At 40.7% G+C, this 16,217-nt stretch carries 15 protein-coding genes and 2 riboswitches; of the genes, 13 read left to right on the forward strand and 2 right to left on the reverse strand.

Annotated features, from left to right (window positions below; translation table 11 throughout):
- Nucleotides 1–49 precede the first annotated feature (49 nt).
- From KFZ58_RS04695 to KFZ58_RS04735, 9 genes are all read left to right on the forward strand, one after another.
- Nucleotides 50–1,555 (forward strand): amidase, encoded by a 1,506-nt coding sequence (locus tag KFZ58_RS04695; protein WP_235793671.1) that lies wholly within the window; start codon nucleotides 50–52, stop codon nucleotides 1,553–1,555.
- A gap of 175 nt (nucleotides 1,556–1,730) precedes the next feature.
- Complete coding sequence (locus KFZ58_RS04700) at nucleotides 1,731–1,871, forward strand: hypothetical protein (RefSeq protein WP_235793672.1); 141 nt, start codon at nucleotides 1,731–1,733, stop codon at nucleotides 1,869–1,871.
- Nucleotides 1,872–2,238: 367 nt separating this feature from the next.
- Complete coding sequence (locus tag KFZ58_RS04705) at nucleotides 2,239–3,756, forward strand: AbgT family transporter (protein WP_235793673.1); 1,518 nt, start codon at nucleotides 2,239–2,241, stop codon at nucleotides 3,754–3,756.
- Between the two features lie 185 nt (nucleotides 3,757–3,941).
- On the forward strand, nucleotides 3,942–4,901 hold the full coding sequence (locus KFZ58_RS04710; protein WP_235793674.1) for an AAA family ATPase: 960 nt from the start codon (nucleotides 3,942–3,944) through the stop codon (nucleotides 4,899–4,901).
- Nucleotides 4,901–6,169: a DUF58 domain-containing protein gene (locus tag KFZ58_RS04715; RefSeq protein ID WP_235793675.1), complete on the forward strand. Its 1,269-nt coding sequence runs from the start codon at nucleotides 4,901–4,903 to the stop codon at nucleotides 6,167–6,169. The genes KFZ58_RS04710 and KFZ58_RS04715 overlap by 1 nt, the downstream gene beginning before the upstream one ends.
- Nucleotides 6,166–8,370, forward strand: coding sequence for a transglutaminase TgpA family protein (locus KFZ58_RS04720; RefSeq protein WP_235793676.1), 2,205 nt, complete (start codon nucleotides 6,166–6,168; stop codon nucleotides 8,368–8,370). Before KFZ58_RS04715 ends, KFZ58_RS04720 begins: the two co-directional genes overlap by 4 nt.
- A gap of 41 nt (nucleotides 8,371–8,411) precedes the next feature.
- Nucleotides 8,412–8,513, forward strand: a riboswitch (purine riboswitch).
- A gap of 287 nt (nucleotides 8,514–8,800) precedes the next feature.
- A complete protein-coding gene (gene guaA, locus KFZ58_RS04725) occupies nucleotides 8,801–10,336 on the forward strand; it encodes a glutamine-hydrolyzing GMP synthase (RefSeq protein WP_235793677.1) in 1,536 nt (511 codons plus the stop codon).
- Between the two features lie 15 nt (nucleotides 10,337–10,351).
- Nucleotides 10,352–10,507, forward strand: a complete 156-nt coding sequence (locus tag KFZ58_RS04730) for a hypothetical protein (RefSeq protein WP_235793678.1) — start codon at nucleotides 10,352–10,354, stop codon at nucleotides 10,505–10,507.
- Nucleotides 10,508–10,566: 59 nt separating this feature from the next.
- Nucleotides 10,567–10,667, forward strand: a riboswitch (purine riboswitch).
- Nucleotides 10,668–10,796: 129 nt separating this feature from the next.
- A complete protein-coding gene (locus KFZ58_RS04735) occupies nucleotides 10,797–12,131 on the forward strand; it encodes an NCS2 family permease (RefSeq protein ID WP_235793679.1) in 1,335 nt (444 codons plus the stop codon).
- A 26-nt stretch (nucleotides 12,132–12,157) separates the two neighbouring features.
- Here the strand turns inward: KFZ58_RS04735 and KFZ58_RS04740 are convergent, their stop codons facing one another.
- A complete protein-coding gene (locus tag KFZ58_RS04740; protein WP_235793680.1) occupies nucleotides 12,158–12,613 on the reverse strand; it encodes a YndM family protein in 456 nt (151 codons plus the stop codon).
- Between the two features lie 194 nt (nucleotides 12,614–12,807).
- On the opposite strand from KFZ58_RS04740, the gene KFZ58_RS04745 reads away from it, so the two are divergent.
- The 4 genes from KFZ58_RS04745 to KFZ58_RS04760 all read left to right on the forward strand — a co-directional run bounded on the left by KFZ58_RS04745 (nucleotide 12,808) and on the right by KFZ58_RS04760 (nucleotide 14,882).
- The gene (locus KFZ58_RS04745; RefSeq protein ID WP_235794665.1) at nucleotides 12,808–13,461 is read left to right on the forward strand and encodes an HAD family hydrolase; all 654 of its coding nucleotides are present in this window, start codon (nucleotides 12,808–12,810) and stop codon (nucleotides 13,459–13,461) included.
- Nucleotides 13,462–13,556: 95 nt separating this feature from the next.
- Nucleotides 13,557–13,994, forward strand: coding sequence for a GNAT family N-acetyltransferase (locus KFZ58_RS04750; protein ID WP_235793681.1), 438 nt, complete (start codon nucleotides 13,557–13,559; stop codon nucleotides 13,992–13,994).
- 173 nt (nucleotides 13,995–14,167) lie between these two features.
- Nucleotides 14,168–14,506, forward strand: coding sequence for a nucleotidyltransferase domain-containing protein (locus KFZ58_RS04755; protein ID WP_235793682.1), 339 nt, complete (start codon nucleotides 14,168–14,170; stop codon nucleotides 14,504–14,506).
- A complete protein-coding gene (locus tag KFZ58_RS04760) occupies nucleotides 14,475–14,882 on the forward strand; it encodes a nucleotidyltransferase substrate binding protein (protein ID WP_235793684.1) in 408 nt (135 codons plus the stop codon). The genes KFZ58_RS04755 and KFZ58_RS04760 overlap by 32 nt, the downstream gene beginning before the upstream one ends.
- A gap of 40 nt (nucleotides 14,883–14,922) precedes the next feature.
- On the opposite strand, the gene KFZ58_RS04765 is transcribed toward KFZ58_RS04760, so the two are convergent.
- The gene (locus KFZ58_RS04765) at nucleotides 14,923–16,095 is read right to left on the reverse strand and encodes an MFS transporter (protein ID WP_235793685.1); all 1,173 of its coding nucleotides are present in this window, start codon (nucleotides 16,093–16,095) and stop codon (nucleotides 14,923–14,925) included.
- Between the last annotated feature and the right edge of the window lie 122 nt (nucleotides 16,096–16,217).

Below are 16,217 nucleotides of genomic sequence, written 5' to 3' on the forward strand. Positions count from 1 at the left end.
GATCTTCACCTATGATACAATATGGGAAAAATAGTAAAGAGGTGCAGAAATGGATCTTAAAGACTATGTAACCCTAGACGCAACAGCAATGGCAGAATTAGTGAAAGCGCGGGAAGTAACACCGATAGAACTGCTGGAATTGAGCTTTCAGCAACTGGAAAAGGTCAACCCAGCATTAAATGCTGTGACACATACTAGGAAGGAAAAGGCTTTTGCAGAGGCGGAACGAGTGGGAGGAGGCCCGTTCGGTGGTGTGCCGATTTTATTGAAAAATCTTTCCCAAAGTTTAAAAGGGGAGCCGCTAACTTCCGGCTCTCCGCTGTTAATGTCAACCGTTGCGGAGCAGGATTCCAATATGGTGAAGAAATTCCGTGAGGCGGGTTTCCAATTTGTAGGGCATACTAACACACCGGAATTTGGGCTAAAAAATATAACCGAGCCTGAATTGCATGGACCAACAAGAAATCCATGGGACACCAATTACTCCCCGGGCGGTTCCAGCGGGGGATCTGCCTCTGCGATTGCAGCAGGGATTGTCCCATTAGCAGGAGCAAGTGATGGAGGCGGGTCGATCCGAATTCCAGCTTCGTTTACCGGGGTGTTTGGCTTGAAACCAACACGTGGACGCACACCGGTAGGACCAGGTGTTGGACGTCAGTGGCAGGGTGCATCGATTGGTTTTGTCCTAAGTCGAAGTGTTCGGGATAGTGCAGCAATGCTTGATCAGCTTCAAGTTGTCCAGCCGGAAGCAGCATTCCATACACCGTTATTTCCGGGAAGCTATAAAGAGTCGATGCAGCATCCATTTGAGAAATCACTCCGAATCGCATACAGTACGAAATCTCCTGTTGGCACACCTGTTTCCGAAGATGCGAAATTGGCTGTTGAGAAAACAGGGAAATGGCTGGAAAGTCAGGGTCACGTCGTTGAGGAAAAAGAAAATGATGTCGACGGGATCCAACTAATGAAAGATTATTATGTGATGAATAGTGGAGAAATCTCTGCCTTAGTGGCGCGATTAGAAAGAGGTATCGGGCGAGCGATTACAGCGGACGATGTGGAAATTGAAACATGGCTCCTGAATCAGGCAGGGAAGTCTGTTTCTGCCGCGGAATTTTCAGCAAGTCTGTCTTCATGGGATACGGCTGCAGCACAAATGGCGCGTTTACATGAAACGTATGATTTTTATATCACACCAGCTTCCGCATATACAGCACCAAAAGTTGGGGAATTAACACATACACGGGAGGAACAAAAGGAACTGCGGTCACGGGTTAATGAGCTGAACAAGCAGGAGCAGCAGGATCTCGTATACGACATGTTCCTGCCAAGCCTAACGTACACACCATTTACCCAGCTAGCTAATTTAACCGGACAACCAGCAATGTCCGTACCAGTACACCTATCAGAAGCCGGACTCCCTTTAGGCGTCCAAGTAATGGCATCCAAGGGAGAAGAGAACCGGTTGCTGCAGCTCGCTTATCAGCTGGAGCAGAGCGGCGCTTTTGAGGAGGCTGCCTGGTCTGCCTCTTACTCCTCTAACGTGTTAAAGTGATGATGTGTAAGAACAGGGAATGGGGTCTGTCCCTTGCTACGCTAACGCGTTAATGTAGCTAGGACAGACCCCGTTTCTAGGTATAAATGACCTTTTATATTTGGTTTTTTACTTGATAAAATGATGTTATTAAAATAGGTAATAAATTCCATTTTTCGTAAAAGGGGTCAATGTTATGAACAGATTTGAGATGTTAGTTGATGAATTTAAAACAAAGCTAGGGCGTGATTTGTCAAAGAAGGAGCTAGAATGGATCAAATGGGTAGTGGATAGGGAAAAAGGTGAGGAATCTCTTAGTTTGGGCGATTGTAAATGAGGTACGTCACAGAATTCGTATCAACCTTATATATGCAGATACATCGTCTGAAATCGGGTGAGCACCAAATCGGGAGAGAGCACGTCCGAAACGGGAGAGGACAGCATCAATCGGGAGACGGCATCCTCAAACCGGGAAACAACGCATCCTTACCGTGAGACACCACACCCAAATCGGCAGCCACCAACCCGGTATCAATACCAACGCTCCTCCTATTCTGAGTATAAAGAATAATTCCACTATTTTTACTTCACATTTCCCTATTTAAATTTGTCCACATCCCCTATATAATAGTCGTTACGCAATATTACTTTACAAATTATTATCAGAATATTACCGATATAGCAACAAGGAAGGGGAATTATCGATGGATAAGAGAAAAGGCGTTTTTCAGCGCTCTTTGGATGGGATTGAGACGGTAGGGAATAAATTACCACATCCGGTCACATTGTTTGCAATTTTAGCGTTACTAGTTGTTCTTCTTTCAGCTGCTTTAGCGCCACTCGGGATTAGTGTGGAGCACCCTGGTGAAGAAGGTGAAATGGTTGAGATTAACAACCTACTGAGCGCTGATGGTATTCAATATATGCTTACAAGTATGACGGATAACTTCATTGGTTTCGCGCCACTTGGGGTTGTACTTGTGACGATGCTTGGTATTGGTGTTGCAGAACGCACAGGATTAATTAGTGCACTATTGCGTGGTTTTGTTTTATCTGTACCAAATCGTTTGATTACTGCTGGTTTAGTTTTTGCTGGTATTATGTCCAGTGTTGCTTCAGATGCGGGATATGTTGTCCTGCCACCACTTGGGGCTCTCATATTCGCAGCACTTGGAAGGCACCCATTAGCCGGTTTGGCTGCAGCGTTCGCAGGGGTTTCAGCAGGATTTAGTGCAAACCTATCTTTATCTGCGACAGATGCTATGCTTGGAGAGATGACAATAGCTGCAGCATCGATTATTGACCCGGCTTATGCTGAAACCATGAACATTGCCATGAACTGGTACTTTATTGCTGTTTCCGTGTTTGTTCTAACATTTATAGGTGCTTGGGTAACGGAACGCGTAGTCGAACCTCGTTTAGGCAAGTATAAAGGTGAAAAAACAGAGGATTTGGAAGGACTTACTTCCGTTGAGAAAAAAGGTCTGATCTGGTCTGGTGTAGCCTTAGTCGTTGGGTTAATTTTAACGCTGTTACTCATTCTGCCGGAAAATGCACCGATGCGCGGCGAAGATGGTGGGATTATTCAATCACCATTTATGAGTTCATTAGTACCTATTATTGCGGTGTTATTCTTTATCCCAGGCCTTGTTTATGGGAAAATAACCAAGGTAATTCGTAACGATAAAGACGTTGCAAATCAATTGTCCGATACCATGGCATCCATGGGTATGTTCATTGCATTAGCATTTACTGCAGGGCAATTCGTTGCATTTTTCTCGGAGTCAAATATGGGGATGGTTCTTGGCGTTTACGGTGCTGAGTTCTTGCAAAGCATCAATCTTTCCGGGATTCCGCTCGTTCTGTTATTTATCTTAATTACTGCACTGATCAACATATTTATTGGGAGTGCATCAGCCAAGTGGGCCATGATGGCACCAGTATTTGTGCCGATCATGATGCAGCTTGGCTACTCCCCGGAGCTTACGCAAATGGCTTATCGTGTTGCAGACTCAACAACGAATATCATTACACCGCTAATGACATACTTTGCAATTATCATTGCATTTGCTCAGAAGTATGATAAGAATATGGGAATTGGTACATTAATATCTGTTATGCTTCCATATTCCATTTACTTCATTATCGGTTGGACAATTATGCTTGTTGCTTGGATGCTCCTGGGAATACCGCTTGGACCAGGTTCTCCAATCCAATATTAAAATTTATAAAAGCTCTTTCCCTTGTAATGGGGAAAGAGCTTTTCATGTATAAAAATCTCCTTATCTGTTAACACTAGATTTTAAATTATTCAATTTATCCGTTTTTACTTCATAGGCCTTTTCTAGTATAGTAATAGTAGATAGTTAATTTAAAATTTCGACCCTTAGAGAGGAGTCTTTAAAATATGCTGGAAACAACTGTTTACAATGAAAAAATTGAAACCGTACTAACAAATATAAATAAAGTAATAATTGGGAAAGAAGAAGCTGCAACCCTCAGTTTAGTAGCATTATTGGCACAAGGGCATGTGTTGCTTGAGGATGTACCGGGGGTTGGTAAAACAATGCTTGTTCGTACATTGGCTAGGTCTCTAGACTGTGATTTTAGAAGAATTCAGTTTACACCGGATCTATTACCTTCTGACGTAACAGGTATTTCCATATACAATCCAAAAGAGCTTGAGTTTGAGTTCCGTGGTGGCCCGATACTGGGAAATATTATACTTGCTGATGAAATTAACCGCACTTCACCAAAAACACAATCATCGCTGCTTGAAGGTATGGAAGAGAAAAATGTTACGGTAGACGGGCAGACAATCCCGCTCGCACGTCCCTTCTTTGTTATGGCTACACAAAATCCGATTGAATATGAAGGTACATATCCACTGCCGGAAGCCCAGTTGGACCGCTTTATTTTAAAACTTAAAATGGGTTACCCGGCATTTGGGGACGAACTGGAAATGCTGGAACGCACGTCTAGAAATCATCCGATTGAGGGCGTTGATGCCGTCATGTCCAAGGAGCAATTGATTGCTATTCAAGAAGAAGTGAAAGAAGTTTATATTGATAAAAATGTGCAACATTACATTATTAATCTAGTTGGTAATACGAGAACAAATCCATCTATCCGTCTTGGCGTAAGTCCAAGAGGATCCATCGCATTAATGCGGGCAGCGAAAGCATATGCCTATATATACAGTCGGGATTACGTGCTGCCTGATGATGTGAAATTTCTGGCCCCATTTGTTTTGTCCCACCGGGTTATATTAACATCGGAAGCTAAATATGAAGGCATGACAAGTGAACAGGTTGTGGATAGTATCGTGAAAAATACACATATTCCGATTCGAAAGGAATTTCTTTAATGAAAGATTCACTGCGATTTCTTGGTAATCTCATGTTTATCCTATTTTTATTTCTCCTTCTATTTTCTTTTGCCATGTTTCAGGGTGGATTTACAAGCTGGTTTTTGTTTTACAGCTTTCTGCCAATCTTTCTTTATCATTTGGGATTACTGCTTTATCCGATTCGAAATTGGAAGGTTACACGAAATCTATCACGACGCGTTATTCGGGCAGGTGACGGGGTACACGCAACCATTAGGATAGAGCGAGCTATTCCATTTCCACTATATTACTGTATTTGTGAGGAAATTTTTCCGGACACATTAAATAAAGAAGATAATCGCGAGTGTAAATATCGCTATATGGTCGAATCAAATAAATTTGTGCTTAGGAGAAAAATGAAAGAGGTTATTTTTCCATCCATGAAGCGGGTAATCGAGATCCCGTACCAAATACAGCATGTTCCGCGTGGGGAGCATCAGCTGACGAAGATTCGGATTCGAACCGGAGATGTCTTTGGTTTTGTGAAAAGGGAACATACATTTGATGTATCAGATCAGCTTGTGGCTTATCCGAATGTGCGCCCCATAAATATGGCAGAAAAGATTAGCAGCTTTGAACAAGGATCTACCGCTTCCTATACATTAAATTTAAAAAATACAAATGTTGCTTCAGGTATTCGTGAATATATGCCTGGCGATAAATTTTCCTGGATTGATTGGAAACAAACAGCGAGAAAAAATGAAGTAATGACAAAGGAATTTGAACAGGAAAAAAGCACTGATATCTTACTTGTTTTAGATAGCTGTTATTACGAGGGGATGAACTTGATCGCATTTGAAGCGGCGGTTGAAGTAACGGTTTCATTAATGGAAACCATCCGCAAACAGTCCACTGCTGTTGGTTTACTTTCTATCGGCGAGGAAGTCGCTCATTTTCCGGTGCATCATGATCCTAATCAAGGAGATTTTATGCTGCAGCATTTATCCCGTATTCAGCCTAAAAGCAGCCAGCCCTTTGCGGTGAAGTTAAAGGAAGAATTGTTTAAGATGGATAGTGGGAATGTTGTCATGGTTATTACAAGCCGGATGGATAATGGTTTTAAAGAAACGATTCAGAAGTTGAAGCAACGATCTAAAAAGGTCATTATTTTATTTATTCAGTCCTCTAAAGTCATCTCACAGAATGAGCAGATGCTTATCGAGCAGCTTCAATTTTCGGGTGTTGGTATTCACATACTGACTGAGAATGAATTAATGGAAAATCCAATTGAGGTGAGTGGCATATGAGTTTAAATAATAAAAAAAAGCCACTGTTGCATTCCTCTATTTTGTATGTGTGCGGTTTGCTCCTGTTTTTGGAGTGGCTTTATCCTGTTGGGGACGTTACGTATACAAGCAGTCTAACGGTATTTATCATTTATGCGTTGTTTTGTTTTGTTATTTCGATGTTTCAATTGAAATGGTGGATCGGATTTTTACTTAAAGGGTTTGGGCTGCTGTTTATTGTTAATGGACTGTTTATGGATGCTACGTTCTTTACAGGAATGTGGTTTGAGCAATTGTTCGCGGACCTTGCCTATAATCTAGAAGCGCTTTTTACACAGCAATGGTATTATTTAACACCATTATTCCGCAGTTTATTATTCTTATTATTAATCTGGTTAATGAGCTATTTACTGCATTATTGGTTTGTTGTCATGAAACGTACTTTTTTATTCGTGCTGCTCACGTTTATTTATCTAGCTGTACTGGATACCTTTACCATTTATGATGGTGACATGGCGATGGTGAGAACCTTTATCATTTCCTTGATTGCTTTAGGTGTCGCTAATTTCATGAAGGAACTGGATAAGGAATCGATTGATTTCTCTTGGATAAAAAAGACGCCATTATGGACAATTCCGTTAGTAGTTACGGTTCTAATTGCTTCTTTGATTGGTCTCGCGGCACCGAAGTTTGAACCACAATGGCCTGACCCGGTTCCTTTTATACAAAGTACTGCGGAAAATGCTGGTTATAATGGTGCTGGCGGGGCTTCCGTTCAAAAGGTTGGCTACGGAGAGGATGATTCACGTCTTGGCGGTTCATTCGTCCAGGATTATACACCTGTATTTGAAGCTCGCGTGGCTGATGAACATTATTGGCGGATTGAAACAAAGGATGTATATACCGGGAAGGGCTGGGAAAATTCCGAGGACCCTGATTACCTATCCCAAAATGGTGGGACAATTTCATTAGATACATTTAATACTGAAGCTGTTGAAACAGAAAAACTTGAAGCAATGGTTGATTTTCAAGGAAATACAGCCATTGAAAAACTTATCTATCCATACGGGGCAAATCAAGTGTATGCTGCAGGAGCGCAGTATTTCATGGATCCTAATTCCGAGTCGATTGAAACAAGGATAAGTGGTGAACCTGCAAGCCTTGAGAATTATACTATTTCCTACAATAATCCATCGTTTGCAGTTGATGAACTTCAGGAGGCAGGTAGTGATGATCCGGAAAGTATTCACGAGCGCTACACACAAATTCCTTCTTTACTTCCTGATCGAGTCGGTGAGCTAGCAGAAGAAATTACGTCGGAATATGATGATCGTTATGGTAAAGCAAAAGCAGTGGAGAGGTATTTCGGACAAAATGGATTTGAGTATCAAACAACCGATGTTCCTGTCCCTGAGGAAGATGAGGATTATGTTGATCAATTTTTATTCGACTCACAAGTAGGCTATTGTGATAATTACTCTACGTCGATGGTCGTCTTGCTGCGAACATTGGATATACCAGCCAGATGGGCAAAGGGTTTTACCAGTGGCGAAATGATTGAAGCTAACGCTGATGATTCACATGATGTCTATGAAGTTACGAATGCAAATGCGCATTCTTGGGTGGAAGTGTATTTTCCAGAGGTTGGGTGGGTACCATTTGAACCAACACAAGGATTCTCTAACCTGTCTGATTTTCACAGAAATATAGATGATGCTTCGGGAGAAAATCAGGATGACGTCATGGATCAAACGCCTGAGGAGGAAGAGATCGAGCCTGATCCGGAGTTGCCAGAAGAGGAAGAAGCAGAAACTGCTATGGCTGAAAGTAATACAGATGACACGTCTTTCGCGATTAACTGGTGGTATGTGAGTGGATTGGCAGTGATTTTAATCGTACTGGGCATTATTGTTTATAAAACAAGATTCCGCTGGCAAACGTATTTGCTGGAAAAACGATTAAAAAATAGAAGAGACGCGAAAACATATCAGGATGCATACCATCATTTGTTGAGGGTATTGCAACATTCTGGTCTGGAAAAAGAGCCTGATCAAACATTGCGTGAATATGCAAAACGTATTGATATGCGCTATTCTACAGATGAAATGGCACAACTAACCAATTATTATGAACGAGTGCTGTATAATAATGAAACGGGAGACGCAAACATGCAGCAGCTAACGCAATTATGGAAAAATTTAATCAAACGGATAATGGGTTGACCCGCCGTGAGTTGATTAGTAAAATAAGAAGATATTACAAGTGAAATAATAAATATGCCGTTTGTATATCCTCGATAATATGGTTCGAAAGTTTCTACCGGAGCACCGTAAATGCTCTGACTATGAAGGCAGTTATCTCCTGGATTTCTGCCTTTTTGTAGTTTGGAATGCAAAAGGTGGGGATGCAGGATTTTTTTGTGGAGTGGTGGGCTGAACCGGGAGAGTCCACACCCAAACGGGAGACAGCCAGCGAAAACAGGAGAGAGCAAGCTCGAAACAGGAGAGTGAGCTTTCAAATCGGGAGAGAATGCGCCTGAACCGGGAGAGCGCGCCCCCAAACCGGGAGACAGCACATTCGAACCGGGAGAGAACGCATCCAAATCGGGAGACAACGCGACCTAAACAGGAAGCAATAGATAGGAGTGTAACAATGGAAACAAACGATATGATACTCGTACTTGATTTTGGCAGTCAATACAATCAGTTAATCACAAGAAGAATAAGAGAATTTGGCGTTTACAGCGAATTGCACTCCCATAAATTAACAGCAGAAGCGATCAGGGAAATGGATCCAAAAGGCATTATACTTTCAGGTGGGCCACACAGCGTGTATGACGAGGATAGCTTCCGTTGTGATGAGAAAATTTTCGATCTTGAAGTTCCTATTTTAGGCATCTGCTACGGTATGCAGCTCATGTCTCTAAATTATGGCGGTAACGTTGAAAAAGCGCAGAACCGGGAATATGGGAAGGCGCATATTGATTTGAAAGGTGAACCTATTCTTTTTAAAGATACACCAAGCAGCCAAACCGTATGGATGAGCCATGGCGACAAAGTCATAGATACACCACCGACTTTTCATGTTGACGCAACTAGTCCATCTACACCAATTGCTGCAATGAGTGATCAGGGGAAAAAACGGTATGGTGTTCAATTTCATCCGGAGGTGCGCCATTCGGAATACGGGAATCATCTACTTGAACAATTCGTTTTCGATGTGTGCCAAAGTGCTGGAGAATGGACGATCGAGAATTTCATCGATATGGAAGTAGAAAAAATTCAGGAAAAAGTCGGAGATCGTAAGGTGTTATGTGCGCTAAGCGGTGGCGTTGACTCGTCCGTTGTGGCAGCTTTAATTCACAAAGCAATCGGGGATCAGCTTATATGTATTTTTGTTGACCATGGGCTTCTTCGGAAAAATGAAGCAGATGACGTGATGAAGGTATTCGCGGAAGATTTTCATATGAATATCATTAAGGTCGATGCAAAAGATCGTTTCCTTTCCAAACTAAAAGGGGTGGACGATCCGGAGAAGAAACGTCAAATCATCGGTAATGAATTTATTTATGTATTTGATGATGAAGCGGACAAGTTAAAGGATATCGACTTCCTGGCGCAAGGGACATTGTATACAGATATAATTGAAAGCGGAACGGAAACAGCGCACACGATTAAGTCCCATCACAATGTTGGTGGACTTCCGGAAGACATGCAATTTGAGCTAATCGAGCCATTGAACACACTTTTCAAGGATGAAGTTCGTGAGCTTGGATCTCAATTAGGCATACCGGATCACATTGTTTGGCGTCAGCCTTTCCCTGGACCGGGTCTGGCAATCCGCGTACTAGGTGAGGTAACAGACGCGAAACTGGAAATTGTTCGTGAATCGGATGCTATTTTGCGCGAAGAGATTGCCGCTGCAGGATTAGAGCGCGACATTTGGCAATATTTCACTGTACTGCCTAATATCCGTAGTGTTGGCGTGATGGGCGATGCCCGTACGTATGATTACACGATCGGAATCCGGGCTGTTACTTCCATTGATGGCATGACTTCGGACTGGGCGCGTATTCCGTGGGAGACCTTAGAAAAAATATCAACGAGAATGGTGAATGATGTCGAGCATATTAACCGCGTTGTGTATGATGTTACGAGCAAACCGCCGAGTACGATTGAGTGGGAATAGATTAATTGGCAGAATATGAGCGAATGCAAACAGTTTGAAGAGAGAGTATATGTAAAGCAGAAAGAAGCAAAGTCCAGTGATAAACGCTTTTCACATGAAGAAGTTTTTAATGACTTGCGTGCAAGACTTGTTGAAATAGCAAATAGAAATCTTAAAAACGAACTTTATTAATCGAAATCAAACAATCATTCGCATCTTATTGACTTGATAAGATACAAGTAGTAAAATAAACATACATTTTAATAAAAATGCGTATAATTTCGGGAATATGGCCCAGAGTTTCTACCAGACTGCCGTAAATAGTCTGACTACGCAGGTTTAGTGATTTTAATAGTGATAGCCCATTGACTCCAGTAAATGGCTGCTTTCCTTTTGATTACTTTTCCTTGCATAGTTATGGTAGCACGCCTGGTTCTAAACGGGGCGTGTTTTTTTATTTAATAACCAAGGGGGAGCAGTAATGAAGAAGTATTTTCATTTCAAGGAATTAGGTACAAATTATAAAACAGAGTTTATGGCAGGATTAACGACATTTTTAGCTATGGCATATATCCTTTTTGTCATTCCATCAACCCTGGCTTTAACAGGGGTAGAAGAGCTGCCTGAAGGGGTAACTCGCATGGATCAGGATGCTGTATTTGTTGCTACAGCACTGGCCGCGGCTGTTGGTTCCTTATTTATGGGAATAATAGCGAAATATCCGATCGTTCTAGGGCCCGGTATGGGATTAAACGCGTTTTTTGCGTATACCGTTATGCTTGGCTACGGTATCCCGTGGGAAACGGCTTTATCAGGTGTATTAGTATCTGGAATTATATTTGTCATCCTAACGTTAACAGGGATTCGGGAAAAAATTATTAATGCTATCCCTGCAAATTTAAAGCTGGCAGTGGGTGCTGGGATCGGTTTATTTATCGCTTTTATCGGTCTGCAAAGTGCAGGCATTGTAGTTGGAGATCCAGATACATTGCTTGCTCTTGGAGATATAACATCACCAAATGTGTTACTAGCGATATTTGGACTTATCGTTTCTGTAGTATTACTCACGCTTGGTATAAAAGCGGGGATATTTTATGGCATGATTCTAACAGTTTTAGCAGGCATTACTTTTGGTTTAATTGCCCCGCCTTCAGGAATTGATGGGATTGTCAGTAGCGTTCCGAGTATAGCACCAACATTTGGACAGGCATTTTTAAATTTAGGTGATATTTTTACTGTCGAAATGCTTTTGGTCATTTTAACGTTCTTATTCGTTGACTTCTTTGATACGGCAGGAACGCTGGTTGCAGTAGCGAGGCAGGCTGGTTTGGTGAAAAACAATAGACTGCCGCGTGCCGGAAAAGCGTTATTTGCTGATTCTGCAGCAACAGTGGTTGGTGCAACGCTTGGTACATCGACAACAACGTCTTATGTAGATTCCGCTGCTGGTGTTGGTGTGGGAGGACGCACAGGTTTTACAGCAATAGTCGCAGCAGGGTTTTTCCTTTTGGCATTGTTCTTCTCCCCATTATTAAGTGTTGTGACCTCCGAAGTAACTGCGCCTGCATTAATCATTGTTGGTATCATGATGTCATCCGCATTGAAAGAGATTGACTGGGATCAATTCGAAATTGCAGTACCGGCATTTTTTACCGTTCTTACGATGCCGCTAACATACAGTATTGCAACAGGCATTGCAATTGGATTTATTTTCTATCCGATAACAATGTTGTTAAAAAAACGTGCGCGAGAGATACATCCGATCATGTATGGAATGTTTGTTATCTTTGTGTTGTACTTTATTTTCTTAAGCTAGATGTGGAAGGCTGATGCAATCGTGTATCAGCCTTTTTTATTTTTATTTTCTACGTCATGTACATCCTTTTCCTCTGAAAACTCTGTCTGCATTCGGTTCGGTGAAGAGTTGGAGGCATCGTGTTCTATATCTGTTGATGTTAATACTTTTTCCTGCATGTAAATATGGAATACCGCTTCACAAACAGCAATGAAAAAAGCTGCAATAAGGGATAGCGTAAAAATAGGGAATTCTGCCCCGATAAAAACCAAAGATAATAACCATATACCAACTGTAGCAAGACCGAAATCAGCTATCGATGCAATACCATTGCCAAACCTCGGTAATAGAATCAGATCTCCGATAATATATGCCCCTCCTGTTACGAACAAACTAATCAAAAACATCTCTAGGATACTTGCTACGTTAAAGATCGACAATAAGGAATACACCACGGTGGCAGTGATTAAAAACTTAATGACTAGTGCGGTTACGTGTCTCATTTATTCTATCCTTTCTACATTTAGTATGTTTATGTAGTATTTGAATTTTTTGGGGGAATATACATGTTGAGTTCTTCCGCGGTGAGAAGATTTCATCCCGTGCTTGCATTATTTTTTTGAGTAGCTGTTTTCACATTTATGGTGATAAATCTGCTAGTATAGAATAGTAGAAAAATTCACAGGAGGCGTTTGTTATCAATACAGTTATTTTTGATTTTGATGGAACATTAGCGAATACCTTACCAATCTGTTTTTATGCTTTTCAGCGTGTTTTTAAGGAATTCGATAATAAGGATTTTTCAACGGAAGAAATTAAAGCAATGTTTGGCCCTTCTGAAACGGAGATTATTAAAGAGAACCTTTCTCATGAAAATAAAAAACAGGCAATTGGATTGTATTATACAACATACTTAGAGAATCACTCAAAATTAGTTGATTATAATAAGGAAATTGATGAATTATTAAGATACCTTAAAAATAAAGGGATTAAACTTGGGATTGTTACTGGAAAGGCAAAGAGAAGTTTAGATATTTCATTAGGGGAACTTCAAATGGATAACTTTTTTGATGTTATCATAACAGGTGATGATGTTAACAAACCAAAACCTGATCCAGAGGGGCTTATTAAGGCATTGTCCGTCTTAGGTGTAAAAAGTACCGAGGCCATGTTTATCGGGGATAGTGATGCTGATATACAGGCTGGGTTACAAGCCAAGGTTTATACAATAGGAGTGCAATGGTTGCCTGATTATCAAACAATGGAATTTACCAATGAGCCTGATGCTGTCTTTGATAGTGTTACTGATTTTATGAAGTCTGTAAAAGCAGGCGGTCTTTATGAGTCATAAATAGATAGATTAAAGCATGTTTCATTCCACAAAAGAAGTATTCTATTCGTAAATCACAGACGGATGTCTTATTAAAACCAAAAGGAGCATTTATAATGGAAACAGGAACAATCAAAGAACTTCAATCACAAGATGAAATCATTCGGGCGTTTCCGATAATGAATCAGCTGCGTACGCATCTTGATGAAAATACCTATGTCGAATTAGTAACCGAAGCTATGGAAAAGGATATGTACAGATTGTTTGCCTTATACAACGAGGAAGAAATTGTTGCAGTTGCTGGATTCAAGCCTATGATTACGCTCTATTATGGACGTTTTGTCTGGGTCTTTGACTTAGTAACAAGCGAAAGCGCGCGATCAAACGGATACGGTGAAAAACTTCTTTTATTTGTGCATGAATGGGCGAGGGAAAATGGATATGAGAATGTAGCCCTATCATCTGGGTTAAAACGTACAGAGGCTCATCGTTTTTATGAAGATAAAATGGATTATGATAAAGTGAGTTACGTTTTTAAAACAGCTTTGAAGTAATTATTCTTCATAAGTAGTCAGGGGAAGCAGAGAGAGGAGTATAAGTCAGGGTTCTACAAAACTAAAGTGTTTCAAGTGTTACGTAAAACAGCAGTTGCGTTTTTCCCTGATGATTTCGCTTTTTCTCCTATAATGCTATAATAAAATCAACAAAGAGAACGGGTGGTGTCAGCATGTCAAACAACTTGGTGAAATCGGGCATTCCTGAGCTTTTTTTAGAACAATTATTACGATTCTGTTCGTCCAATTCCCGGATTAAAAAAGTTATTCTGTTTGGCTCAAGAGCCCGTGGGGATTTTTGCCCGAGTTCAGATATTGATTTAGCCGTGCAAACAAATAATGCTACTCATTCCGAGCAAAATCTAATAGAAGACAGCATTCAGGAAATGCCAACCCACTTAAGGATGGATATTGTTTTTTTGAATCGGTTATCAAAAGAGGGATTATTAGCTAATATAAAACAGGAGGGGATAATTATTTATGAACAAGGAAAGACTTTACGAGAAGCTTGAAGATTATAATCGGGCAAGTTCTAGGCTAAATGAAGCTACAAAATTAAAAATTGAGGATGATATTATTTTTGATGGAGTTATTCAACGTTTTGAATTTACCTTTGAACTAAGCTGGAAACTTATGAAAATGTTTCTAGAAGCTACAGGTATTAGCGATATCAAAAGTCCAAGAGGGGCTATCCGCGAAGCTTATGCTTTTGGATTGATTGAGGATGGGAATGAATGGATTAATATGATGATAGACCGTAATAAAACTTCGCATCTTTATGATGAGGAGGAAGCTAGATTAATTTATGAAAAGATAAAAAATAGGTACAAGGATTTATTTCTACACTTTGGAAATAAAGTAGAGGAAGAAATAGAGAAAATAAACTAAGGACTCCTATACCCAAATAGAAGTCCCCCATTCCCTTTCCCTACGACCGCTCACCAGATGGTATTTCCTTCCCGTAAGGCAATACATGATAAACAATTAGTAATATCGTTCCAATCAATGAGAGGCTTCCCATTCCAAAATACAGTGTTCCTCCGCCAAAGTTATCAAATATGGATCCACCTACAAGTGATCCTACTATCCCGGAGACCCCGAAAAATGTTGCAAAAAACACAAGGTGGCCGGTTGATTGCAGAATGCTTGGAATTAATCGCGTCACATAGCTGAATGCAGCTAGGTAAAATATCCCGAATGTTAGTCCATGCAGGAATTGGAGGGCAATGATATGTACCGGATCATCAACAGCTGCAAACAGAAACCAACGCATACTAAATAAAGCACCGGCGATGATAATAAATATTAACGGATGAAATTTTTTGAACCAGAAACCGGCAAAAGCAAACACAGCCGCTTCCGTAGCAACACCCACAAACCATGCTAATCCCACTAGACCTTCGCTGCCGCCAAGCTGTTCGATATACAATCCTATAAAACTATCATTCGCACGATGTCCTATTGTTATAAACAAGATAAGTCCTAGAAAGATAAGGAATGGTTTATTTGTAATAATTTTTTTGACATCCTTCAATTGGACAGGATCTGATTCCACTTTTACATCTTTTAGGCGAAATACGACGAGTAAAGCCATTGTTCCAAAAAATAAATATGGGAAGATGATGTACTGAATACCAATATTTGCTAGTATCTCTCCAACAACTAGCGATGATGTAGCAAAACCGATCGATCCCCATGTTCGAATGGTTCCAAATGATACATGGAGATCGTCCGCACGCCGTTGTGCAAGGCTGTCACCAAGCGCTCCGATTGGGGTGGTGAAAAAATAGAAAACCGCGCCCATCAATATGATCGAAACTAATGTGTTCATTTGGAAAAATAGTGTGCTCCCAATGATAAGGCCAATAATACAAATTAATAGAACCCATTTCACCGTTTTATACTTATCACTCAAATAACCAAAAAAAGGCTGAGCAAATATAGAAGCGAGCGGGCCGATGGCAAGCACCCAACCAATTTCAGTCCCGTTTAATCCTTTAAACTGTAGATATAATGGTAAAAAACTAAGAATAACTGTATTAGAGGCATGAAAGCTAAATAACAGCATTTTTAATGGAATTAATGATTTACTTTTTGCCACCGCAATCACTCCTGACCTACCATCCTTATGTAAGAACGCATTTTACAATTATATCATAATTTTCCGATTAAAAGTCTGCAAATTAACTGGACAGCAAAAATAAGGTCAAGTAAACTGAAACA

Origin of the sequence: Virgibacillus sp. NKC19-16 (assembly GCF_021560035.1) — a bacterium.
In the GTDB taxonomy this organism is placed as follows: domain Bacteria; phylum Bacillota; class Bacilli; order Bacillales; family Amphibacillaceae; genus Virgibacillus_L; species Virgibacillus_L salidurans.